Below are 22,628 nucleotides of genomic sequence, written 5' to 3' on the forward strand. Positions count from 1 at the left end.
ATGGCGCGGCTGGGTAAGCAGAGCAAAGCGGCTTGCGCCGAGGGGGCGCGAGCCGTTGCCCGGTCGGCCGGAGCGGCTATTTGATCCAGAGCTTCTGCCAGGTGGCGCCGTCGGTGGAGAACGCGACGTAGCCGGTGCCGTAGAGGTTGTCCGCGACCCAGCCGGCCGCGGTCCGGCGCAGCTCGCCGACCGACGGCATCGCGCCGGTCAGCTTCTCGAACGTGGCACCGTGGTCGGCGCTGACCCACCAGGTCGCGCCGCCGCTGGCGACGAGCAGGCGGCCGTCCGGCAGCGGCACGGCCTCGCCGGCGACCGAGCCCGGCTTCAGATCCGAGCCCGCGGCCCGGGTCGGGTGGAACGTCGCGCCGTCGTCGGAGTGGTAGATCGCCTTCAGCGCGTCGCCGTCGCCGGTCAGGATCGCGTAGACGTCCCGGTCCCGGACCGCGACCGAGATGCCGGTGACGCCGTCCACGTCGAACGACTCCAGCTGCCAGTTCTGCCCGGAGTCGCGGGTGACCGCGACCGCGGGCCGGCCGTAGTGGTCGATGCCCGCCACCCACCAGGCGTGCGACACGGTGGCGGCCGGCGCGACCCAGCGCACGTCCAGCTCCGGCTGGGTGGCCAGCGCGACCGCGCGACCGCCGGTGGACAGCGCCGCGGTCTTGAACGCGCCGTTCTCGACGGGCCGGCGGCACATCACGTCGCCGTCCGGCAGCGCGTCCGTGGACGCGCCCTCGTCCGAGCCCGGACTCCAGGTGCGGCCGGAGTCCTGCGAGACCAGCGATCCGCCGGTGGTGGTGAGCACCACGCTGCCGCCGGCGAACGCGTTCAGCTCGGTGATCTCCTGCTCGGTGCCGACCGGGCTGGTCTCCCACCGGCGCCCGCCGTCCGTGGTGCGGGCCAGCATGCGCACGCAGGTCTTGTCGCCGGCGCAGTCGTTCAGCACGTAACCGGTGCTGGCGTCCACGAACGCGACCTGGCCGATGCGGCCCGGCAGCTCCTCGACCTCCGCGCCCGCGGTCAGGCCGATCAGGCTGATGCCGTCCGTGGTGATCTCGTCGGTGGCGCTCGGTGACGGGCTCGCGGAGACCGGGGCGGCCACGATCGGCGCCTGCCGGTCCGCGCCGTCGCCGCCGAGCTGCGGGCGCAGCGCGACCGCGCCGCCGGTCAGGACCGCGAGCGTGGCGACCGCGGCCGTGACGACGCGGCGCCGCCGGGCACGGTGAGCGTGCGCGCGGGCCCGGACCGCGCCCAGCGGCGGCTGGTCGATGCGGGCGAGCATGTCGTTGCGGGCGGCGTCGAGCTGAGCATCGAGCGTGGGCTGCTCCTCAGCGGGCACGGACCACCTCCACCCCCGCGGCCGCGACACCGGGCAGGGTGGCGGGCTTGCGTCGTACCGTCGCTGGTGTGGGCATCTTCTCCGGGGCCTGTTCTGGTGCGTGCCCGGGGTAGTCCGCGAGCAGCTCGGACATCGCGGCCCGGCCCCGGTAGAGGCGGGACTTGACCGTGCCGGTGGGCAGGTCGAGGAGCTGGGCGATCTCCTCGACCGGCAGGTCGGCGAAGTAGTGCAGTGTGATCACCTGGCGGTAGCCGGCCGGTATCCGGGCCAGCGCCGCGTGCACGTCCGGCCGCTCCGGGCCGGGGGGCGGCGTGACGGCCTCGACCAGCGGGCGGTCCCGGAGCAGGATCGTGTCGAGCAGTTTCCGGCGTCGCCAGCGGCGCCGGATCACGTTGATCGCGACCGTGCGCAGCCAGGCCTCCGGATTGTCCAGCGAGGTGAGCGTGCCCGGCCGGGCCAGGGCACGCGCGAACGCCTCCTGCACCACGTCCTGTGCTTCGGTGAGATCGGTGGTGAAGGCGTAGACCTGGGTCACGAGCCGCCGGTAGCAGGCGTGGTAGATCTCCGTGAGCGCGCGCTCGTCCTCGTCGCGTGCCGACTCGCGGCCGACTCCCTCGTCGCGTTGTGCCAACAAGCGTGGCCTCCCGGCGTCGTCCGTCAGGTGAGTCCCGAGCTCGGGACTAGTTGAAGGTTCAACCTACTCTTCCCACGCAGAGTACGACCCATACCTGTGTGACAAGGTTCCCGGGACGCTGACAGAATGGCGTCCATGTCCGAAACGCCGCGTCCCCGGGTGCTCTCCGGCATTCAGCCGACCGCCGACTCGTTCCACCTCGGCAACTACCTGGGCGCGGTGCGCAACTGGGTCCCGCTGCAGGACACGCACGACGCGTTCTACTGCGTGGTCGACCTGCACGCGATCACGGTCGCGCAGGACCCGGCCGTGCTGCGCCAGCGCACCCGCGTCTCCGCCGCGCAGCTGCTCGCGGCCGGGCTCGACGCGGACCGCTGCACGCTCTTCGTCCAGTCGCACGTGCCCGAGCACGCGCAGCTGGCCTGGGTGATGAACTGCATCACCGGGTTCGGCGAGGCCGGCCGGATGACCCAGTTCAAGGACAAGTCGCAGAAGCAGGGCGCGGACAGCACCTCCGTCGGCCTGTTCACGTACCCGATCCTCCAGGCCGCGGACATCCTGCTCTACCAGGCGGACGCGGTGCCGGTCGGCGAGGACCAGCGGCAGCACCTGGAGCTCACCCGAGACCTGGCGCAGCGCTTCAACCACCGCTACGGCCCGACGTTCACGGTGCCGGCGCCGTTCATCATCAAGGACACCGCGAAGATCACCGACCTGCAGGAGCCGACCGCGAAGATGTCGAAGTCGGCCTCCTCGCCGACCGGCATCATCGAGCTGCTGGAGCTGCCGTCCCGGTCCGCCAAGAAGATCAAGTCGGCGGTCACGGACACCGGGCGGGACATCGTCTTCGACCCGGAGCAGAAGCCGGGCATCTCGAACCTGCTCACCATCTACTCCGCGCTCACCGGGCGGACGATCGAGGACCTCACCGGGGCGTACGACGGCAAGGGCTACGGCGACCTGAAGAAGGACCTGGCCGCCGTGGTGGTCGACTTCGTCACGCCGTTCCAGGAGCGCACCAAGGCCTACCTCGACGACCCGGCCCAGCTGGACAAGGTGCTGGCCACCGGCGCGGAGAAGGCACGGGAGGTCGCGTCCGCCACGCTGGCGTCCGCGTACGAGCGCATCGGCTTCCTCGCGGGGAAGATCTAGCGTGCCCCGCACCACCAAGGTCGGCGTCGCGGTCGACATCCCGGAGCCGTGGGGGCGCCTGCTCACCGAGCGCAGGGCCACCGCCGGCGACCCGCAGGCCGCGTTCGTGCCCGCGCACGTCACGCTGCTCGGCCCGACCGAGGTCGACGCGGAGGCACTGCCCGCGATCGAGAAGCACCTGGCCGCCGTCGCGGACGCGCACCCGTCGTTCGAGCTGCATCTGCGCGGCACCGGCACGTTCCGGCCGCTGACCCAGGTGGTGTTCGTGGCGGTCGCCACCGGCATCGGCGAGTGTGAGCGACTGGCCTCCGCGATCGCGAGCGCGGAGGAGATCGACCGGCAGCTGAAGTTCCCGTACCACCCGCACGTCACGATCGCCCAGGACGTGGCCGTGGACGCGCTCGACGCGGCGTACGAGGACTTGGCGGACTTCGAGGCGCGCTTCGAGGTGGACGCGTTCACACTGTTCCTGCACGGCGGCGAAGGGGCCTGGCAGCCCCGGCGCGACTTCCCGCTGCGCTAGGGTGCCTGACGTGCTCGGCCGGATGCTCCAGGCCGTCGATGACACCATCGACGGCGCGCGCCGGCGCAGCCGTGTCTTCGACCACTTCTGGAAGGCACAGGAGCGGTACAACCAGGTGCTGGCCGGGCGGTGCGCGGCCGCGCTCGCGTACTACTCGTTCTTCGCGCTGTTCGCGATCGGCCTGCTGGCGTACTCCGTCTTCGGTTTCCTGCTCAGCTTCAACCTGGACCTGTTCGACGCGGTCCGGCACTACCTGTCGCAGAACATGCAGATCATCGACCCGAACGCGATCCTGGACAGCCGAGGCCGCGTCGGCCTGATCGGCCTGGTCGGGCTGATTTTCTCGGGCATCGGCTGGGTGGAGGCGATCCGCTCCTCGCAGCGGCTGATCTGGCACCTGGAGCAGCAGCCCGGCAACGTGATCATCCGGCGGCTGGTCGACCTGGGCGTGCTGGTCGGCATTCTGATCATGCTGGCCGCCTCGATCGCCGCGGTGGACGCGCTGGAGGGCCTGATCGACTGGCTGGCCGGCGGGCTCGGCTTCCTGAAGACCGCCTACGCCTGGCTGATGCAGCTGCTGCTGAACATGCTGCTCGGCGCCGCGCTGCTGGTGGCCGTGCCCCGGCTGCGGATGACCATGCGCCGGGTGGCGCCACCGGTGCTCCAGGTCGGCATCGGCGTGACGCTGCTCAACTCGGTCGGCCGCTACATCATCGGTCTCGCCCAGCACAATCCGGCGTACACGGTCGTCACCGGCGCGGTCGGCCTGCTGGTCTACCTCTACGCGCTCAACCGGGTCCTGCTCTTCGCCGCGGCCTGGGCCGCCACCAGCCCGCACGGCAAGGTCTGGGACTACTCCGGCGGCCCGGTGGAGAATCATGACGGCGACCGGCTCCACTTGGCATGATGGCCACATGGGGGCTTTGGTAACGCTTGACCTGCCGGACGACTCGCCCACGCTGGACCTGCCGTGGATCATCACGTTCGGGCCGCTGTCGGACGACGACGAGTGGGAGCCGGTGGTCTGCGGGCCGTACGAACGGCAGCACGCGCTGTCGCTGGCCGAGGCCGTGGTCGCGGACGAGCAACTGATGGCCGTGGTCGAGCCGCTGCTGCCGTCCACCGCGGTCAGCGAGGTGCGCGACGAGATCGAGAAGGCACGCCGCCTGGCCGAGGAGGAGCCGCCACAGCTCGGGGACGAGAGCTTCGGCGACACCGGGCTGGACGGCCTGCTCGACGAGCACGACCACGACCACGATCACCTGGAGTCGTCCGAGCCACCCACGCCGGCCGAGATCAAGGCCGGGATGCGGCGGATCGCGGCGCGCCTGCCGGTCTGACGATCGAGGCCCCGGGAGCATCGCTCCCGGGGCCTCCGCACACACACCAACCCCCCACCACAAGGGGCCCGTCCGTACCTACGGAACCTCCGGCTACCCCACCCGGGATCGTCTTACACAAGCATTTCTGGATTTACCCACTTCCCGGGTGGTTGCGGTCCGCATGCTCCCGCGGGCTCCAGTCCCGCGCGGTGCCGGAACGAAAACCCCTACGCGGGCACGGCGAGCGGAGAGCGCGCCACCGCGGTGGAGCCGCGGACCACCAGTTCCGGCCGGAAGACGTACTCCGAGCGCGGCGCCGCATGGCCGTTGATCTCGTCGACCAGCGCGCGGACCGCGGCCACGGCCATCGGGTTCACCGGCTGGCGCAGCGTGGTCAGCGGCGGGTCGGTGAACGCGGTCAGCGGGGAGTCGTCGAAGCCGACCACGGACAGGTCGCCGGGGACGGAGAGACCGCGCCGCCGGGCCGCCCGCACCGCGCCCAGCGCCATCAGGTCCGACCCGGAGATGATCGCGGTCGCGCCCGCGTCCAGCAGCTTCGTGCTGGCCGCGTCGCCGCCCTCCACGCCGAACAGCGACAGTGAGATGAGCGCGTCCAGCTCCGCGGCGGTCGAGCCGACCAGGCGCTGCATGGCCGCGCGGTAGCCGTCGATCTTGCGCTGTACCGGCGTGAACCGGTCCGGCCCGGAGATGAAACCGATCCGGCGGTGGCCCAGCGCGACCAGGTGTGACACCGCGAGCTCGCCGGCCTCCCGGTCGTCGCAGGAGATGAACGGCGCGTCGATGTCCGGCGCGTAGCCGTTGATCAGCACGATCGGCATCGGGCGGCTGGTGAGGCGACGGTACCGATCCCGGTCCGACGTGGTGTCCGCGTGCAGGCCGGAGACGAAGACGATGCCGGAGACCTGCCGGTCCAGCAGCATCTCCACGTACTCGTCCTCGGTGACGCCGCCCGGGGTCTGCGTGCAGAGCACCGGCGTGTAGCCGGTCTGGGCCAGGCTCGACTCGATCTCCTGCGCGAACGCCGGAAAGATCGGATTGTTCAGTTCCGGCACTATCAGTCCGACCAGGCCGGCGCTGCGCTTGCGGAGCCGCGCGGGGCGCTCGTAGCCCAGCACGTCGAGCGCGGTGAGCACGGCCTGGCGCGTGTCGGTGGAGACTCCCGGCCGGTCGTTCAGGACGCGGGAGACCGTCGCCTCGCTGACCTGCGCCTGCTGGGCGATGTCGGACAGACGTGCGCGCATTCGAGCACAGTAACCCATCCGCGACTGCCCGCGAGGATCTCCGAGCGCTCCGGCCACGGCCCGATGCTGAGCGACAGATCAGTCAACATCATCGTCCATTGTGACGTTCTTGTTGCGTGCCGAACGTTGGGTGGCGGCAAGTTCACAATGGGGTAGCGTTCGCTGATTTTGAATGCTTCGATGTCCGGGACGGCGGTCGTCTCGCCGTCCTCGAACGAAGGGCAGGGCCAGATGACCAGCCGCACCCCACGAGGGTTCAGCAGGATCGGCTTCGCCGGGATCGCCGCTGCCGCCGCCACACTCGTGGCCGTGGCGGTGGCTCCGACCGCCGCCTACGCGGAGATACCCGGTGTCGACGAGATCGCCTCCAGCGACAACCTCACCCAGTTGGCGAACGTGCCGAAGTCGGCCGCGTTCAACTCGCTGAACTCCGACCTGGCGTTCCAGGGGAAGTACGCGTTCTCCGGCAACTACAACGGTTTCGTCATCTACGACATCAGCACGCCGTCGGCTCCGGCCGTGGTGACCGAGGTGCTCTGTCCCGGCGGGCAGAACGACATCTCCGTCCTCGGCAATCTGCTCTTCCTCTCCACCGACGCGCCGCGCAGCGACGACTCGTGCACCAGCACCGCGTCCTCGGCCTCGGTCAAGGAGGCGTGGGAGGGCATCAAGATCTTCGACATCAGCGACAAGGCCGCGCCGAAGTACATCAAGTCGGTGGAGACCAGCTGCGGTTCGCACACGCACACGCTGATCCCCGGCGACACGGTGGCGTACCTGTACGTCTCGTCGTACTCGCCCTCCTCGTCGTACCCGGACTGCGCCCCGCCGCACGACTCGATCTCGATCGTCAAGGTGCCGCTGGCCACGCCCACCGACGCGTCCGTCCTCGCGGAGCCGAACCTGTTCCCGGACGGCGGCAACCCCGGCGGCAACGGCAGCTCCACCACGAGCGGCTGCCACGACATCACGGCGTACCCGGCGAAGAAGATCGCGGCCGGTGCCTGCATGGGTGACGGCATCCTGCTCGACATCTCCGACCCGGAGCAGCCGGTCGTGACCGAGCGCGTGCGCGACCTGACGAACTTCGCGTTCTGGCACTCCGCCTCGTTCAACAACGCCGGTACCAAGGTCATCTTTACGGACGAGCTGGGCGGCGGTGGCACCGCGGAGTGCAACCCGACCACCGGCCCGAACCGCGGCGCCGACGCGGTCTACGACCTGGCCGGCGGCGAGCTGACCTTCAAGAGCTACTTCAAGATCCCGCGTGAGAACGCGATGACGGAGAACTGCGTCGCGCACAACGGCTCGATCATCCCGGCGATGGGCCGCGACATCCTGGTCCAGGCGTGGTACCAGGGCGGCATCTCGGTCTGGGACTTCACCGACTCGGCGAACCCGGTCGAGCTCGGCTACTGGGAGCGCGGCCCGCTCAGCACCACCACGCCGATCACCGGCGGCTCCTGGTCGGCGTACTACTACAACGGCCACATCTACTCGAACGACATCGCCAAGGGCTTCGACGTGCTGAAGCTCGACGACCCGCGCACCAACAGCGCGAAGGCGATCCGGTTCGCCGGCCTCAACGTGCAGACGCAGCCCGACTACCCGGTCTGTGACACCGTGCTCCGCGACGCCTCCCGCGGCGTGACCGCGAAGACCGGCGTGACCTGCATCGACGGCGGCACGATCAGCGGCAAGGTGGAGGTGTCGAAGGGCGCGACGCTGCTGGCCTACAAGGCCACGGTGGCGGGCTCGGTCCGGGTCACCGGCGGCGGCACGTTCTCCCTGGTCGACAGCAGCGTCGCCGGCAACGTCTGGGCGGACGAGCTGAAGCAGGTCCTCGTCTCCGGCAACCGGATCTCCGGCGACCTCGACGTGCACGACACCTCCGGCACGGTCGTCATCTCCGGCAACACGATCGCCGGCAGCCTGGAGTGCGAGTACAACAAGGTCGCCCCGATCAACGACGGTGTGAAGAACACGGTCGACCATCGCGAGAAGGGCGCGTGCTACGCGCTCTAGCTCCTGGGTTCCGCGCATGGGCCCGCCCCTTCCGGGGGCGGGCCCATGCTCGTTCTCCGGCCGCCTTTGCTCTGCTTACCTGGACAAAACACCCTCGCTGTCCCGGGGTGCGTAACGCACTCCGCTCTGCTTACCCAGGCCTCGCCGCACGCCCGCGGGGCGATCTGCCCGGCCAGGCGGGGTAATTCGTCCGGATAAGTTCAGGTAAGCAGAGCAAAGCGGCGCGGGTGGGCAGAGCGGGGCCGACGGGTGATCTTCGGGTCCGGGTGCCGGGTGATCAGCCGGCGGTGGCGCGGGGTTTGCGGTCCGGGAGGCGGCGGGCCGCGGCCAGGCGGGCGATGGCGACCGCGCCGATGCCGACCCAGACGACGTTCAGCACGGCGGACGGCCAGGCGCCGGACCAGGCCGAGTTGACGGCCAGCGCGAGGCCGCCGGCCAGGTTCAGGAGCTGGAACCGCCAGCCGTCGCCGGCCAGCCGTTTCGTGGAGACCAGCGCGTAGGCCAGCAGCAACACACCCGCGCCGGCCCAGCCGAGAACCATGACGATCGCATCCATGCCGCCGATCCTGACGGTAGGAGGGCTAACGTGGAAGCGAGACTTCCTTAAGCGCAACTGTAGGCAGACTTCAGTGGATCTCGACCCGCGCCGGCTCCGGGTGCTGGCGGCGATCGCCCGGCGTGGCAGCCTGGCCGGCGCGGCCACGGCGCTGCACGTCACGCCGTCCGCGATCTCGCAGCAGCTGGCTCAGCTGGAGCACAGCGTCGGCCGGCCGCTGGTCGACCGCACCGGGCGGCGGGCCGTGCTCACCGCGGCCGGGCGTCTGCTGGCCGCGCGCGCCGAGACGATCGAGCGCGAGCTGGCCGAGGCGCAGCAGGAGCTGGAAGGGCTGGGCGGCCGCGCGGCCGGGCTGGTCCGGGTCGCCGCGTTCTCCACCGTCATCCGCCACCTGCTGGTGCCCGCGCTCGCGCTGCTGGCCGCCGAGCATCCGGCCGTGACCTGCACGATCGTCGAGATCGAGGGCGCGCCGGCGCTGCGCGAGCTGCGGCTCGGCGGCATCGACCTGATGCTGTTCGAGCGGGACGAGAGCCTGACCCTGGACACCAGGCGGCAGGTCACGGTGGTGCCGCTGCGGGCGGACCCGTACCGGATCGTGGTCCCGGCGGCCTGGCCCGAGCCCGTCTCCTACGCCGACCTCGCGGACCGCCCGTGGATCGCCTCGCCCGCGTCGTCCGCCACCGGCCAGGCGCTGGAGCGGATCGCCCGCGAGCACGCGTTCGTGCCCCGACGCGCCCACTCCTGCCTGGACTTCCCCGCGATGCTGTCGCTGGTCGCCGCCGGTCAGGGCGCCGCGGTCGCCCCCGACCTGGCCCTGCGCCACGTCGACGCCTCGGTCCGCATCACCGGGCTCCCCGGCACCGGCGCCCGCCGCCTGGACGCCCTGGTCAGCACCGGCCGCGCCGGCCGCCCCGCGGTGGAGACCCTGCTGGCCGTCCTCCACCGCGTCCCGTAGCCGGCGTTGCCGGCCGGCACCGCGTCCCGTAGTCGGCGTCGCCGACCGGCACCGCGCTGATCCGGCCTCAGCCCGCTCGCCACTGCGCTGTCGGCGCCAGGGTGGGATGTCGCAGCACGCCAGGCCGCTATTTCCTGAAATTTCGGGCACGAAGTGCCCGTCGATCGGGGCGATACGAGGGCCCGCACGCTGCGGGCGAGGCCGCCTCTCGCGGCGAGCCGCCGGCCACGATCGCCACCTGCATGGCGTTGCGGCGTGGGCTCCGGCTCGCGTGGCTCCGGCTCGCGTGGCTCCGGCTCGCGTGGCTCCGGCTGGCGTGGCTCCGGCTGGCGTGGCCCTGGCTCGTGTGGTTCCGGCCCGGGGCGCCGCCGTGCGGTCCGGGCCTGACGCTGAAAGCTCGATACATGGCGAGATCGAGGGCATGAGGCGCCCGCTTCGGCAGGCGAAGCGCGCGAACGCTTACTACCCCACGAGGATGGAGTTCATCCGGTCGATCTCGACGCCCTGTTCGTGGGCGACGGAGGTGGCGGTCTGGCGGACCCAGGGGTCCTGGCCGGCCTTGAGGACGTCGCCGGCCATGGCGATGGCGCCGCCGTGGTGGTCCTTCATCATCTCGACGAACGTGCGGTCGAACTCGTCGCCGGTCAGCGCGGTCAGCTCCGCGATCCGTTCCGGGCTCTGCATGCCGGGCATGGTGGCGTGGTCGTGGCCGGAGTTCTCGCCGAGGTTGCGCTGGGTCAGCCAGCCGCGGTAGGCGTTGATCTCGCCGGCCTGGGTGACCGAGATCCGTTCGGCCAGCGCGGTGATCTGCGGGTTCGCCGCGCGCGTCTTGGCCAGCGCGGAGATCTCCACGGCCTGGCGGTGGTGCGGGATCATGTCGCGCAGGAAGTCGGCGTCGGCCTGGTTCCACGGCTCGTTCGCGCCGGGGACGTCCGCGTTCGCGGTCGGCACCGAGGGCAGCACGACCTGGGCGGACTCGCCGGGCTTGCCGGGCAGCAGGACGGAGCGCTGCGGCGCGGGCTCGGCCGCCCCCGCGCTGCCGGAGCTCGCGCCCGGCGCCGCGGCCGGATCCGGCCCGCCCGGCGACGAGGCCAGCGCGATGCCGGTGACGGCGACGGCCAGCACCGCGATCACGCCGGCTCCGATGAGGACCCGCCGGTCCGTCAGTCGCATGTGGACTCCCGACGCTCGCCCGCCTTCGATCCACCCGATCCTATCCCGTCATCATTGCCTGACCGATAGTGATCGATTCCCCATTCTTGAAAGATCTATGTGGGTACGGTGCGCGGCCGCCGCACGGCCGGGCCGGGGGAGTTCCGGCCGTACCCTCGGATGATTTTGATCTTGAGGGGTGGAATACTCGGTCGGCGTGATGCTGTCCCGCCGCTGGTCGGCGTTCCTGGTGCTGGTCGGTGTGTGGACCTGGGTGATCTGGCCGAGGTTCGGGCTCGCGATCTGGAACGATGACCGGTCGTTCGCGGACGGCGCGCCGACCCCGTTCCTGTGGGTGCACGCGGTGCTGATCGTGGCGTCGCTGGCGATCGGGACGACCGTCGGGGTGCTCGGTGTGCGTGGCCGGCGGGCCGCGCGGGCCTCGGCGAAACCGGACCGCGTTACCGGTTCGTAAACTTTTTTCATGGCGGCCGGACTTTGTTCGGTCACTGTTGTGTCACAGTGCGGCGGCGGCGCGGCCGGTTGCGAGCGTGCTACATGTGGCGAATTCGCCCACGAAGCTCCTGATCAGCGGTGCAAGGTTGATCAGGAGAGTTACGTGCGGGTAACGGTGGTCCAACAGGTCGTGCACGGTAGGCCAACCCGTGACCTGGGGCAGCGTACGCTCTCCGTCTCGTGGGATCACCGCACGTGCGGTGTGCGGTCATTGGAAGGAGACCCCTGTGCGCACTGCGCGTGGGATTCAGATTCTTGCGGTGCTGGCGGCCTCCGGGCTCGCCCTGGCCGCGTGCGGCGACGCTCCGGAGGAGAACGCCGCGGGCGGCGACACCGCCGCTGAGTACAGCGCCTGCATGGTGACCGACACCGGCGGCATCGACGACAAGTCGTTCAACGCGTCCGCCTGGGCCGGCATGGAGGCCGCCAAGGCCGAGGCGTCGAACGTCAAGACGAAGTACGTGGCCTCGTCCGCGATCGCGGACTACGAGCCCAACCTGACCGACTTCGTGAACCAGAAGTGCAACTTCATCCTCGCGGTCGGCGGCCTGATGACCGACGCCACGAAGAAGATCTCGGCGGCCAACACCGGCTCCCAGTTCGCGATCGTGGACTCCGCGATCCCGGACCAGACCAACGTCTACCCGCTGCAGTTCGACACCGCGCAGGCGTCGTACCTGGCCGGCTACCTGGCCGCGGGCTACTCGAAGACCGGTGTCGTGGCGACCTACGGCGGCGTGAACATCCCGCCGGTCACCATCTTCATGGACGGCTTCGTCGACGGCGTCGCGAAGTACAACGAGGTCAAGGGCAAGACCGTCAAGGTCCTCGGCTGGGACAAGGCCACCCAGCAGGGCACCTTCGCGGAGGACTTCACCAACCAGGCCAAGGGCAAGGCCATCTCCGACACGTTCGTCGGCCAGAACGCGGACGTGATCCTGCCGGTCGCCGGCGGCACCGGCCTGGGCACCGCGGCCGCGGCCAAGGAGTCCGGCGGCAAGTACAGCGTGATCTGGGTCGACTCGGACGGCTGTGACGTCGCGGCGCAGTACTGCTCCGCGTTCCTGAGCACGGTCATCAAGAGCGTGTCCGGTGGCGTCAAGGAGGCCGTCGTGGCCGGCGCCAAGGGCGGCAAGCTCGACGCGGCCGTCGGTTACAAGGGCACCCTGGAGAACGAGGGCGTGTCGCTCGGCGCGTACCACGAGTTCGACTCCAAGGTCACCCCGGAGCTGAAGGCGGAGATCGAGGCGCTCAAGGCCGACATCATCGCGGGCAAGATCAAGGTTGAGTCGGCCGCCGCGCCGAAGTAACAATCCCTGAGCTGTTCCGACCCGGCCGCCGCGTGGACACCCATGCGGCGGCCGGTGCGGATGTGGCCCCCGGCGGGGCCGCAGGACACCCGCGTGTGCCGGGTGCCCCGCAGCATCGCCGGCCCGACATCGCCTCACCCCCAGACGGCCACCAGCCGCCGAGGCACCGGATCCAGGAGGTCCGCCCTGAAGCTTGAACTGCGTGGCATCACCAAGCGGTTCGGTGACCTGGTCGCCAACGACCACATCGACCTGACGGTGGAGCCGGGAGAGATTCACGCCCTGCTCGGCGAGAACGGCGCGGGCAAGTCGACGCTGATGAACGTGCTCTACGGGCTGCTCCAGCCGGACGAGGGCGAGATCGTGGTCGACGGCAAGCCGGTCCAGATCAAGGGGCCTCGCGACGCGATCGCGGCCGGCATCGGCATGGTGCACCAGCACTTCATGCTGATCCCGGTGTTCGACGTGGCGGAGAACGTCATGCTCGGCGCCGAGCAGGTCCGGGGCGGGAAGCTGGGCTGGCTCGACCGGCGCCGCGCCCGCCGGGAGATCAAGGACGTCTCCGCACGGTACGGCCTGCACGTCGACCCGGACGCGCTGGTCGAGGACCTGCCGGTCGGCGTGCAGCAGCGCGTCGAGATCATCAAGGCGCTCACCCGCAACGTCGACCTGCTGATCCTGGACGAGCCGACCGCCGTGCTCACGCCGCAGGAGACGGACGAGCTGCTCGCGGTCATGCGCACGCTCAAGGAGTCCGGCAAGTCGATCGTCTTCATCACGCACAAGCTGCAGGAGGTGAAGACGATCGCCGACCGGATCACCGTGATCCGGCGCGGTAGGACCGTCGGCACCGCCTCCCCGTCCGCGAGCAAGGACGAGCTGGCCGCGCTCATGGTCGGTCGCGACGTCGTGCTCGAGGTGCAGAAGGAGCCGGCGCAGCCGGGTGCGCCGGTGCTGGAGGTGGCCGGGCTGACGGTCCGCGACGATCGCGGCACCGTGCAGGTCGCGGGCGTGGACCTGACCGTGCGGGCCGGCGAGATTCTCGGCATCGCGGGCGTGCAGGGCAACGGCCAGACCGAGCTGATCGAGGCGATCATGGGCCTGCGCGCGATCGAGGGCGGCACGGTCTCGCTCGACGGCGCGCCGCTGGCCGGGCGCTCCACCAAGCAGGTGTTGCGGGCCGGCGTCGGCTACGTGCCGGAGGACCGCAGCGTCGACGGCGTGGTCAAGGAGTTCAGCGTCGCGGAGAACCTGGTGCTGGACCTCTACCACCAGGCGCCGTACGCGAAGGGCATGGTGCTCCAGCCGGAGAGGATCGCGGCGAACGCGGCCGAGCGGATCGGGAAGTTCGACGTCCGCACGCCGTCCGCGGAGGCGCCGGTCGGCACGCTCTCCGGCGGCAACCAGCAGAAGGTCATCGTGGCCCGGGAGATGTCCCGGCCGCTCAAGCTGTTCGTCGCCTGCCAGCCGACCCGCGGCGTGGACGTCGGCTCGATCGAGTTCATCCACGCGCAGATCGTGCACGAGCGCGACGCCGGCACCGGCGTGCTGCTGGTCTCCAGCGAGCTGGACGAGGTGATCGGGCTCGCGGACCGGATCGCGGTCATGTACCGGGGCCGGATCCTGGCGGTCGTCGGCCCGGACACCCCGGTGGAGAAGATCGGCCTGCTGATGGCCGGTGTCACGGAGTCGGAGTCGGCTGAGGCCGAGGCCGCCGAGCCGATAGAGAAGAAGGAGCAGGCGTGAGCACCGAGGCTCCCGGGGCTTCCGCGCCGGAGGCGCCCGCGAAGGGCGGCCCCGGCCGGGACGAGAACGCGGCCGCGCGGATCGTGCAGGCGATCTGGTCGGCGAACACGGTCACCGTGACGGTCCTGGCGATCGTGGCGGCGCTGGTCATCGGCGCCGTGCTGATCATCATCTCGGACCCGGACGTGCTGGCCACCTACGGCTACTTCACGGCCCGCCCGGCGGACGCGCTGACCGCGAGCTGGGAGCTGGTCAGCGAGGCGTACGCGAACCTGTTCAAGGGCGCGATCTTCGACCCGGAGGCGTCCGGGTCCGCCGCGTTCCGGCCGATCTCCGAGACGCTGACCTACGCGGCCCCGATCGTCTTCACCGGCCTCGCGGTCACGCTGGCGTTCCGCGGCGGCCTGTTCAACATCGGTGCCCAGGGCCAGGCGATCATGGGTACGATCCTGGCCGCCACCGCCGGTTTCCTGATCCCGCTGCCGATCGGCGTGCACCTGGTGGTGGCGCTGGTGGCGGGCATGATCGGCGGCGCGTTCTGGGGCTTCCTGCCCGGCATCCTGAAGGCCCGGTTCGGCGCGCACGAGGTGATCACCTCGATCATGCTGAACTACATCGCCGGCCTGTTCCTGGGCTGGATCATCATGCAGCCCGGCGTCCACGACCCGGAGCGCACGGACGCGATCAGCAAGGCGGTCGACCCGTCCGCGCAGCTGCCCGGCCTGCTCGGCGGCGACCAGCGCGTGCACCTCGGCATCGTGCTGGCCGGGCTCGCCACCTGGGGCGTCTCCTGGCTGCTCAACCGCTCGACGTTCGGCTTCGAGCTGCGCGCGGTCGGTGCGAACCCGGACGCGGCGAAGACCGCGGGCATCAGCGTCACGGCGACGTACACGATGCTGATGGTCGTCTCCGGTGGCCTGGCCGGTCTCGGTGGCGCCACCCAGGTGCTCGGCACCAGTTACGCGCTGAGCGGCCAGGTGGCCGGCAACATCGGCTTCGACGGCCTGCTGGTCGCACTGCTCGGCCGCGGCAGGCCGTGGGGCGTGCTGTGGGCCGCGATCCTGTTCGGCGCGCTGCGCGCGGGCGGGAACCGGATGCAGTCGTACGCCAGCGTCTCCCTGGAACTGGTGACCGTGCTGCAGGCGCTCATCGTCATCTTCATCGCGGCGCCCGCCCTGGTGAAGGCCATCTTCCGGCTGCGGGCCGCACGCGCGGCCCGGCTGTCGACCAGCATCGCGAAGGGGTGGTGACCGTGTCCACGACCCTTCTCACGGTGGACGAGCTCGCGCCCGGCAAGTACTGGACGCGTGAGCGCAAGGGCGGCGCGACGCTGGTCGGGCTCGGCCTGGTGGCCGCGGTGCTGTTCGGCCTGATCGCGGAGTCGGCGGAGGCGCGGTTCACGCTCAGCGACGACGCCCAGGGCGCGGCGCTGAGCATCAACGGCAAGCTCGGCGCCGTCGTGTTCGGCGCGATAACGGTCGCGGCCGGCGCGGGCCTGCTGGCCGGTGTGGCACGACGCTGGTTCAACGTGCTGCTCGGCGCCGGCGTGCTCGGCTTCGTGCTGTCGTTCCTGTGCTGGCAGGTGGCCGGCAGCTTCATGCCGCTGGTCGACACCGCCAGCGGCTCGCTGGATCTGGCCGTGCCGCTGATCCTGGGCGCGCTCTGCGGCGTGCTCTGCGAGCGCACCGGCGTGGTGAACATCGGCATCGAGGGCCAGCTGCTGATGGGCGCGTTCGGCGCGGCGCTGGTCGGCACCATGACCGCGAGCGTCTGGCTGGGCGTGGTCGGCGCGATCACCGGCAGCGTGATCATCGCGGCGCTGCTGGCCGTGCTGGCGATCCGGTTCCTGGTCGACCAGGTGGTCATCGGCACGGTGCTGAACCTGCTCGCGCTCGGCGTCACCGGCTTCCTCTACGAGCGGCTGATGCAGACGGACGCGGCCGGCTTCAACACGCCGCCGCACATGCAGAACCTGCGCATCCCGGTGCTGGCCGACATCCCGGTGATCGGCCCGGTGCTGTTCAACGCGAGCCCGCTGGTCTACATCGCGCTGATCCTGGTCGCGGTGATCCACTTCGGGCTCGGCCGGACCCGGTGGGGCCTGCGCACGCGCGCGGTCGGCGAGCACCCGACCGCGGCGGACACGGTCGGCATCCGGGTGCGCGGCACGCGGTACCTGAACGTGCTGCTCGGCGGCGTGGTGGCCGGTCTCGGCGGCGCGTTCTTCACGCTCGTGTCGACCGGCGCGTTCGGCAAGAACATGACGTCCGGCGCGGGCTTCATCGCGCTGGCCGCGCTGATCTTCGGCGGGTTCCGGCCGGTGGGCGCGCTCTTCGCGGCGCTGTTCTTCGGCTTCGCGAACAAGCTGGCGATCTACCTGAGCGCGATCGGCAGCCCGGTGCCGAGCCAGTTCCTGAACATGCTGCCGTACATCGCGACGATCATCGCGGTGGCCGGCCTGGTCGGCCGGGTACGCGCGCCCGCCGCCGACGGCAAGCCCTATGTGAAGAGCTAGGGTTGCCGGTTCCGGGTGCCCGGGACTGTGTGCGTGGTTCAGGATTGAGGGCGTGAAGATGGAGATCAACTGGGTCGAGTTGCGCGCGGCCGCCGTCGAGGTGATGCAGCGGGCGTACGCGCCCTACTCACGCTTCCCGGTCGGCGCGGCCGCGCTCATCGACGACGGGCGCGTCGTGGTCGGCTGCAACGTGGAGAACGCGGGGTACGGCGTCGCGCTCTGCGCCGAGTGCGGCGTGGTGTCCCAGCTGCACGCCAGCGGCGGCGGCCGGATCGTGGCGATCTCCTGCGTCGACGCGACCGGCGAGCCGATCATGCCGTGCGGCCGGTGCCGCCAGCTGCTGTGGGAGAACGGCGGGCCGAGCTGCCTGGTCGAGGCGATCCCGTCGCCGCTGCTGATGGACGAGCTGATGCCGCACGGCTTCGGCCCGGCGGACCTGGCCGTGGTGACCAGCTCGCCGGCGCCGAGCGTGCCGCTGCGGCTGGGCAAGTGGATCGGCCAGGGCACCGTCTTCGTCCACCCGGAGGTCGACGGCGGCAGGCAGGTGTGGACCGGCTACTGGGACCGCTCCAGCGGCACCGCGGAGGACCAGCGGGCCGGAATCCTGGAGGAGGGCCCGATCTGGCCGGACACCGAGGAGGGTGTGCGGTGGGGCCGGGCCCGGACACCGCGGGTGATCGTGGTCGACGCGGAGGGCACGATGACCTGGGCGGGCGAGGGCGAGCAGCCGGCGGCATTCAACGAGGGGCGCGAGTCGTGAGCGGGGAATCCGGTATGAAGGACTTTGCGGCGGTCGACGTCATCCGGGCCAAGCGGGACGGGCACACGCTGAGCGACGCCCAGATCGACTGGGTGATCGACGCCTACACCCGCGGCGTCGTCGCGGACGAGCAGATGTCCGCGCTGGCCATGGCGATCCTGCTGCGCGGCATGACCGCGCCGGAGATCGCCCGCTGGACGGCCGCGATGATCGCCAGCGGCGAGCGGCTGGACCTGAGCGCGGCCGGCCGCCCTACCGCGGACAAGCACTCCACCGGCGGCGTCGGCGACAAGATCACGCTCCCGCTCACGCCGCTGGTGGCCGCGTGCGGCGTCGCGGTGCCGCAGCTGTCCGGGCGCGGCCTCGGCCACACCGGCGGCACGCTGGACAAGCTGGAGTCGATCCCGGGCTGGCGGGCGCGGCTGAGCAACGAGGAGTTCCGCACCCAGCTGCGCGACGTCGGCGCCGTGATCTGCGCGGCCGGCGACGGCCTGGCCCCGGCGGACCGGAAGCTCTACGCGCTGCGCGACGTGACCGGCACGGTCGAGGCCATCCCGCTGATCGCAAGTTCCATCATGAGCAAAAAGATCGCGGAGGGGACCGGCGCGCTGGTGCTCGACGTGAAGGTCGGCTCCGGTGCGTTCATGAAGAACCTGGACGACGCGCGCGAGCTGGCCCGCACCATGGTCGAGCTGGGCGGCGCGCACGGCGTGAACACGGTCGCGGTGCTCACCGACATGTCCACGCCGCTCGGCCTCGCGGTCGGCAACGCGATCGAGGTGACCGAGTCCGTCGACGTGCTGGCCGGCGGCGGCCCCGCGGACGTGGTGGAGCTGACGCTGATCCTGGCCCGCGAGATGCTGGCCGCGGCCGGGCACACCGACGTCGACCCGGCGGACGCGCTGGCCGACGGCCGTGCGATGGACCGCTGGCGCGAGATGATCCGCGCGCAGGGCGGCGACCCGGACGCGCCGCTGCCGGTCGCCGCCGAGGCCGAGACGCTGACCGCGGACGCGGACGGCTACGTGACCGCGATGGACGCGTACGACATCGGCGTGGCCGCGTGGCGGCTCGGCGCCGGCCGCGCACGCAAGGAGGACGCGGTCAGCGCGGGCGCCGGCATCATGCTCAAGGTGAAGCCCGGCGACGCGGTCAAGCGCGGTCAGCCGCTGCTGGAGCTGCGCGCGGACGACCCCGCGCGCATCGAGACCGCCCGTGAGCTGGCCCGCCGCGCTATTTCCATCGACAGCGCCCCGGCGGCCACGTCGCCGCTCATCATTGAACGGATCGGACTCCCCATGGTGCAGTCGTCGCTGAACAGCTAAGGTTTCCGGCGCGAGAGCATTGGGGTGCTGTGTCGACAGTCCCCGGTGATGTGTCCCGCAGGCGGGGGAGCGCCGACGGGTGTCGCCGGGCAGGACGCCATTGGGAAGGATGCTGTGGTCCTAGCCGTTCCCGACCCCCAGGCGGTGCGTGCGGCCAGTCTCGAAGAGCTGCGCCGACTCAGGTTGCCGTTGCCGCCCGACGGGTTTCCGCTGGTGTGGGAGCCGGGTGACGAGGTGGAGCTCCGCTCCGCCGACCAGATCGAGGCACGCGCGGCGATTCTGCACGTGGTGCTGGCACGCTGTTTCGGCATGCCGCCCGAGGCCGCGATGAGCTGGCTGCTCGGCTCACATCTGGTGGAGAGCGTCACCGGCCCGGAGTGGCAGTTCGTCATGGGCGGGCGCGGCGACCATCGGTCGTTCGTCCTGCACCACGACGCCGTGTTCGCGCTCGCCTGGGTGCTGGGCCTGACGAAACATCTGGATCCGATGGAGCCGCCGGACGGCCGCCTGATGGGTCTGCTGCCGAACCTCGCGGCCGGGGAGACGTACCGGCAGTGGCGGTCCCGCACGCTGGTCGCACCGCGCGACGCGGTGGAGGCGGCCGCGCTGCTCGACCTCTACTACTGCCTGGACTACGGCTACCTGGAGGCCGAGCGGCTCGGGCTGCCCTCGCCCGGCGCCATAGACGCGAACGCGATCGGTCAGCGGCGGTGGGCGCTGGAGTGGTCGATCGTGTTCCGCGGGCCGTACCACGAGCCGCCGGTGGGCTGGGAGGAGATCGACCTGTCAGTCTGACGGCCGCCACGTGCTCACCCGGACGGCCGCGGTCACCGTGGTCCGCTCCGGGAGCGCCCCCGGGTCCGCGCGTCCGTGCCAGGCGCTGGGGCCCATGCCGATCAGCGCCGCCGTCTCCGCCCGGCCGAGCGTCAGCACGGCCGTGTGCGTGGACGTCGCCGCCTCGGTGAAGTGGCCGCCCAAGCTCCGGGCGATCTTCTCCGGCTTGTCCGGGTCGACGGTCAGCAGGCCCAGCGCCGCGACCAGTTCGCGCAGGTGGTCCGGCTCCGGCGTGACCACCAGCAGCCGTCCGTCCGGGCGCAGCACCCGGCGGAACTCCGCGCCGTTGCGCGGCGCGAACACGTTCAGCACCAGCCCGGCCGCGCCGTCCGCGACCGGCAGGCCCTGCCAGGTGTCGGCCAGCGCCGCGGAGATCCGCGGATCCGCCCGTGCGGCGCGGCGCAGCGCGGGCTTCGACACGTCGAGCGCCAGCCCCTCCGCGTCCGGCAGGCCGGCCAGCACGCCGGCCAGGTGCCGCCCGGTCCCGGCGCCCGCGTCCACGATCAGACCCATACCGGGGTACGCCGTGCGCGCGGCCCCGCCGAGCGCGCGCACCACGAAGTCGTAGTGGCCGGCGGTCAGGAACTCCTCCCGCGCGGCGACCATCTCCGCGGTGTCGCCGGAGTGCGGCGTGCGCCCGGTGGTGAGGTTCACGTAGCCCTGACGGGCGATGTCGAAGCTGTGCCCGGCGGGGCAGCGCACCGCGTACCCACCCTGGTCGAGCGGGTTTCTCGCCCCTCGGGCGGCGCAGACCGGACAGTGGAGCCATCGGAGCACGGACGCGTTCAAACCGGCCTGTTTTCCTTTCCCGGGCTCACATCCGCCGAGGTGGGCACTAGTGTCTCTACATGGTCGCAATCCCGTATGACGAGATCATCAAGGCACCCAAGGCTCTGCTCCACGACCACCTGGACGGGGGGCTGCGGCCAGCAACGATAGTCGAACTCGCGGACCGGATCGGTCACGAGCTCCCGGAGACGGACCCGGCCGCGCTCGGCGACTGGTTCGTCACCGCGGCGAACTCGGGCTCGCTGGAGCGATACCTGGAGACGTTCGCGCACACGGTCGCCGTCATGCAGACCGAGGAGGGCCTGCACCGGGTCGCCAAGGAGTGCGCGCTCGACCTCGCGGCCGACGGCGTCGTCTACGCCGAGGTCCGCTACGCGCCGGAGCAGCACCTGGAGCGCGGGCTCAGCCTGGACGCCGTGGTGGAGGCCGTGCTGGCCGGCTTCCGGGACGGCGCGGCGGAGGCGGCCGCGTCCGGGAAGCACATCCGGATCGGCACGCTGGTCACCGCGATGCGGCACGCCGCGCGCTCGCAGGAGATCGCGGAGCTGGCGGTCCGGCACCGCGACGCCGGCGTGTTCGGCTTCGACATCGCGGGCGCGGAGGCGGGCTTCCCGCCCACCCGTCACCTGGACGCGTTCGAGTACCTGCAGCGCGAGAACTTCCATTTCACCATCCACGCGGGCGAGGCGTTCGGCCTGCCCTCGATCTGGCAGGCGATCCAGTGGTGCGGCGCGGACCGGCTGGGTCACGGCGTCCGGATCGTCGACGACATCACCGGCGGGACCGACCCGGTGCTGGGACGGCTCTCCGCGTACGTCCGGGACAAGCGGATCCCGCTGGAGCTGTGCCCGTCGTCGAACGTGCAGACCGGTGCCGCCGCCTCGATCGCGGAACACCCGATCGGGCTGCTGAAGGATCTGCGATTCCGGATCACCGTCAACACGGACAATCGCCTGATGAGCGGAACGTCCATGTCGCGTGAGATGGCGTTGCTCTCCGAGGCGTTCGGCTACGGATGGGCCGACATGCAGTGGTTCACCATTAATGCCATGAAGAGTGCGTTCGTCCCGTTCGACGAGCGCCTCTCGATCATCAACGAAGTGATCAAGCCCGCCTACTCAAAGTTGATCTCCGAGCAGCCGCTGTAAAAGATCTGTTACGAGTTGCTTTGCCGTTCCTTAGATCATCCGCACTGTCGGTTGATCGCGGGCTCGCCGTGCGTCCCGGTCGCGTCCGGGGCGCCGGCCATCGCCCGCACCTCGCGGACGATCCGCGCCGCGCTCGCGGCCCGGCAGCCGAGCGAGACCTGGCGGCGCAGCACGGCGGGCTCGGCACGCAGCAACTGGAGTCCGCGCCGTACCAGCAGGGCCGGCGGTTTGCGCCGTTCTGTCAGATCGCGTCCGAGTCTTCTGGCGAACGTGACGGTCCGTGGGCGCCGCAATGCATATGCCTCGGCGAGTAGCCCTCGGTCCCTCAGCTCACGTACGATCTCGGCGGCAAATATCCCCTCGGCCATAAAAATTGGCGAACCGGCCAGGTCAAGCAGCCGAGTGGCTATCCGTTGATCTACCCCAATTGCGTAAACCGGCACTTCGGCCCTACCGGTCTCGGCCAGGCGGGTGATCGTCTCGACCGCCATGGCAGAATCCCAGGCTTGAGGCGACTCCCAATCCGTACCATCGGCCGTTCGAGGTACCGTCGGGTCATCGCCATCCTTGTAAAAGTCGTCAAGGCAAAGCACAGGAAATCCGGCTCGCCGGGCTATGTAGGACTTGCCGGACCCCGAGGGTCCGGCCAGCAGAACGACGCGGGCAGGAGAACTGGTCACTATGGGTAGCTCCGGGAAGACACGTTGCAGTCAAACGTCATGAACATCCCACCACACTCCCAGTCCGACCCAACCTGGGCTTTCT

Annotated in this window: 21 protein-coding genes and 1 pseudogene; 15 read left to right on the plus strand and 7 right to left on the minus strand. The window is 70.8% G+C overall.

The annotated features are described in order from the left end of the window. Window positions 1–76: 76 nt before the first annotated feature. Together OP04_RS32535 and OP04_RS32540 are read right to left on the minus strand one after the other, a co-directional pair. A complete protein-coding gene (locus OP04_RS32535) occupies window positions 77–1,339 on the minus strand; it encodes a WD40/YVTN/BNR-like repeat-containing protein (protein ID WP_033343718.1) in 1,263 nt (420 codons plus the stop codon). Beyond that, on the minus strand, window positions 1,329–1,973 hold the full coding sequence (locus tag OP04_RS32540; RefSeq protein ID WP_232323822.1) for an RNA polymerase sigma factor: 645 nt from the start codon (window positions 1,971–1,973) through the stop codon (window positions 1,329–1,331). Before OP04_RS32540 ends, OP04_RS32535 begins: the two co-directional genes overlap by 11 nt. 135 nt (window positions 1,974–2,108) lie before the next feature. On the opposite strand from OP04_RS32540, the gene trpS reads away from it, so the two are divergent. The 4 genes from trpS to OP04_RS32560 are packed head-to-tail and all read left to right on the plus strand — an operon-like array spanning window position 2,109 to window position 4,988. Beyond that, window positions 2,109–3,125 (plus strand): tryptophan--tRNA ligase, encoded by a 1,017-nt coding sequence (gene trpS / locus OP04_RS32545; RefSeq protein ID WP_033343801.1) that lies wholly within the window; start codon window positions 2,109–2,111, stop codon window positions 3,123–3,125. A gap of 1 nt (window position 3,126) precedes the next feature. Beyond that, window positions 3,127–3,648, plus strand: a complete 522-nt coding sequence (locus tag OP04_RS32550) for a 2'-5' RNA ligase family protein (protein ID WP_033343719.1) — start codon at window positions 3,127–3,129, stop codon at window positions 3,646–3,648. Between the two features lie 10 nt (window positions 3,649–3,658). Beyond that, the gene (locus OP04_RS32555) at window positions 3,659–4,555 is read left to right on the plus strand and encodes a YihY/virulence factor BrkB family protein (protein ID WP_232323823.1); all 897 of its coding nucleotides are present in this window, start codon (window positions 3,659–3,661) and stop codon (window positions 4,553–4,555) included. Window positions 4,556–4,562: 7 nt separating this feature from the next. Next, window positions 4,563–4,988, plus strand: a complete 426-nt coding sequence (locus tag OP04_RS32560) for a hypothetical protein (RefSeq protein WP_033343720.1) — start codon at window positions 4,563–4,565, stop codon at window positions 4,986–4,988. Window positions 4,989–5,197: 209 nt separating this feature from the next. On the opposite strand, the gene OP04_RS32565 is transcribed toward OP04_RS32560, so the two are convergent. Next, entirely contained in the window at window positions 5,198–6,250 is a 1,053-nt protein-coding gene (locus OP04_RS32565; protein ID WP_033343721.1) for a LacI family DNA-binding transcriptional regulator, read from the minus strand. Window positions 6,251–6,463: 213 nt separating this feature from the next. On the opposite strand from OP04_RS32565, the pseudogene OP04_RS32570 reads away from it, so the two are divergent. Then, a pseudogene (locus tag OP04_RS32570) lies at window positions 6,464–7,831 on the plus strand (LVIVD repeat-containing protein); the annotation flags it as partial. A 703-nt stretch (window positions 7,832–8,534) separates the two neighbouring features. On the opposite strand, the gene OP04_RS32575 reads toward OP04_RS32570, so the two are convergent. Continuing rightward, window positions 8,535–8,813 carry a CBU_0592 family membrane protein gene (locus tag OP04_RS32575; protein WP_033343722.1) on the minus strand — a complete coding sequence of 93 codons (279 nt, stop codon included), beginning with the start codon at window positions 8,811–8,813 and terminating at the stop codon, window positions 8,535–8,537. A gap of 73 nt (window positions 8,814–8,886) precedes the next feature. On the opposite strand from OP04_RS32575, the gene OP04_RS32580 reads away from it, so the two are divergent. After that, window positions 8,887–9,768 carry a LysR family transcriptional regulator gene (locus OP04_RS32580; protein WP_033343723.1) on the plus strand — a complete coding sequence of 294 codons (882 nt, stop codon included), beginning with the start codon at window positions 8,887–8,889 and terminating at the stop codon, window positions 9,766–9,768. A 462-nt stretch (window positions 9,769–10,230) separates the two neighbouring features. Here the strand turns inward: OP04_RS32580 and OP04_RS32585 are convergent, their stop codons facing one another. Further along, window positions 10,231–10,941 (minus strand): DUF305 domain-containing protein, encoded by a 711-nt coding sequence (locus tag OP04_RS32585; RefSeq protein ID WP_033343724.1) that lies wholly within the window; start codon window positions 10,939–10,941, stop codon window positions 10,231–10,233. A 178-nt stretch (window positions 10,942–11,119) separates the two neighbouring features. Here OP04_RS32585 and OP04_RS32590 point away from each other — a divergent pair, with 178 nt between their 5' ends. The 8 genes from OP04_RS32590 (at window position 11,120) to OP04_RS32625 (ending at window position 19,887) form a co-directional block, all read left to right on the plus strand. Further along, window positions 11,120–11,395, plus strand: a complete 276-nt coding sequence (locus OP04_RS32590) for an SCO4848 family membrane protein (RefSeq protein ID WP_408606801.1) — start codon at window positions 11,120–11,122, stop codon at window positions 11,393–11,395. A gap of 286 nt (window positions 11,396–11,681) precedes the next feature. Next, window positions 11,682–12,746, plus strand: coding sequence for a BMP family lipoprotein (locus tag OP04_RS32595; protein ID WP_085066952.1), 1,065 nt, complete (start codon window positions 11,682–11,684; stop codon window positions 12,744–12,746). Window positions 12,747–12,848: 102 nt separating this feature from the next. Continuing rightward, a complete protein-coding gene (locus OP04_RS32600; protein ID WP_332309693.1) occupies window positions 12,849–14,492 on the plus strand; it encodes an ABC transporter ATP-binding protein in 1,644 nt (547 codons plus the stop codon). After that, entirely contained in the window at window positions 14,489–15,742 is a 1,254-nt protein-coding gene (locus tag OP04_RS32605; protein ID WP_033343726.1) for an ABC transporter permease, read from the plus strand. Before OP04_RS32600 ends, OP04_RS32605 begins: the two co-directional genes overlap by 4 nt. A gap of 2 nt (window positions 15,743–15,744) precedes the next feature. Beyond that, on the plus strand, window positions 15,745–17,007 hold the full coding sequence (locus OP04_RS32610; protein ID WP_408606803.1) for an ABC transporter permease: 1,263 nt from the start codon (window positions 15,745–15,747) through the stop codon (window positions 17,005–17,007). A 58-nt stretch (window positions 17,008–17,065) separates the two neighbouring features. Further along, window positions 17,066–17,767 (plus strand): cytidine deaminase, encoded by a 702-nt coding sequence (locus OP04_RS32615; RefSeq protein WP_033343806.1) that lies wholly within the window; start codon window positions 17,066–17,068, stop codon window positions 17,765–17,767. A 14-nt stretch (window positions 17,768–17,781) separates the two neighbouring features. Continuing rightward, entirely contained in the window at window positions 17,782–19,092 is a 1,311-nt protein-coding gene (locus tag OP04_RS32620) for a thymidine phosphorylase (protein ID WP_033343728.1), read from the plus strand. A 114-nt stretch (window positions 19,093–19,206) separates the two neighbouring features. After that, a complete protein-coding gene (locus tag OP04_RS32625; RefSeq protein WP_033343729.1) occupies window positions 19,207–19,887 on the plus strand; it encodes a DUF4272 domain-containing protein in 681 nt (226 codons plus the stop codon). Here the strand turns inward: OP04_RS32625 and OP04_RS32630 are convergent. Then, window positions 19,879–20,715, minus strand: a complete 837-nt coding sequence (locus tag OP04_RS32630; protein WP_033343730.1) for a putative RNA methyltransferase — start codon at window positions 20,713–20,715, stop codon at window positions 19,879–19,881. The two genes, OP04_RS32625 and OP04_RS32630, sit on opposite strands and share 9 nt — an antisense overlap. 59 nt (window positions 20,716–20,774) lie before the next feature. Between OP04_RS32630 and OP04_RS32635 the strand changes: the two genes are divergently transcribed. Then, complete coding sequence (locus OP04_RS32635) at window positions 20,775–21,863, plus strand: adenosine deaminase (RefSeq protein ID WP_033343731.1); 1,089 nt, start codon at window positions 20,775–20,777, stop codon at window positions 21,861–21,863. 35 nt (window positions 21,864–21,898) lie between these two features. On the opposite strand, the gene OP04_RS52240 is transcribed toward OP04_RS32635, so the two are convergent. Beyond that, a complete protein-coding gene (locus OP04_RS52240; RefSeq protein ID WP_085066938.1) occupies window positions 21,899–22,543 on the minus strand; it encodes a uridine kinase family protein in 645 nt (214 codons plus the stop codon). Window positions 22,544–22,628: the final 85 nt, after the last annotated feature.

This window comes from Catenuloplanes japonicus, assembly GCF_000717135.1.
Lineage (GTDB): Bacteria > Actinomycetota > Actinomycetes > Mycobacteriales > Micromonosporaceae > Catenuloplanes > Catenuloplanes japonicus.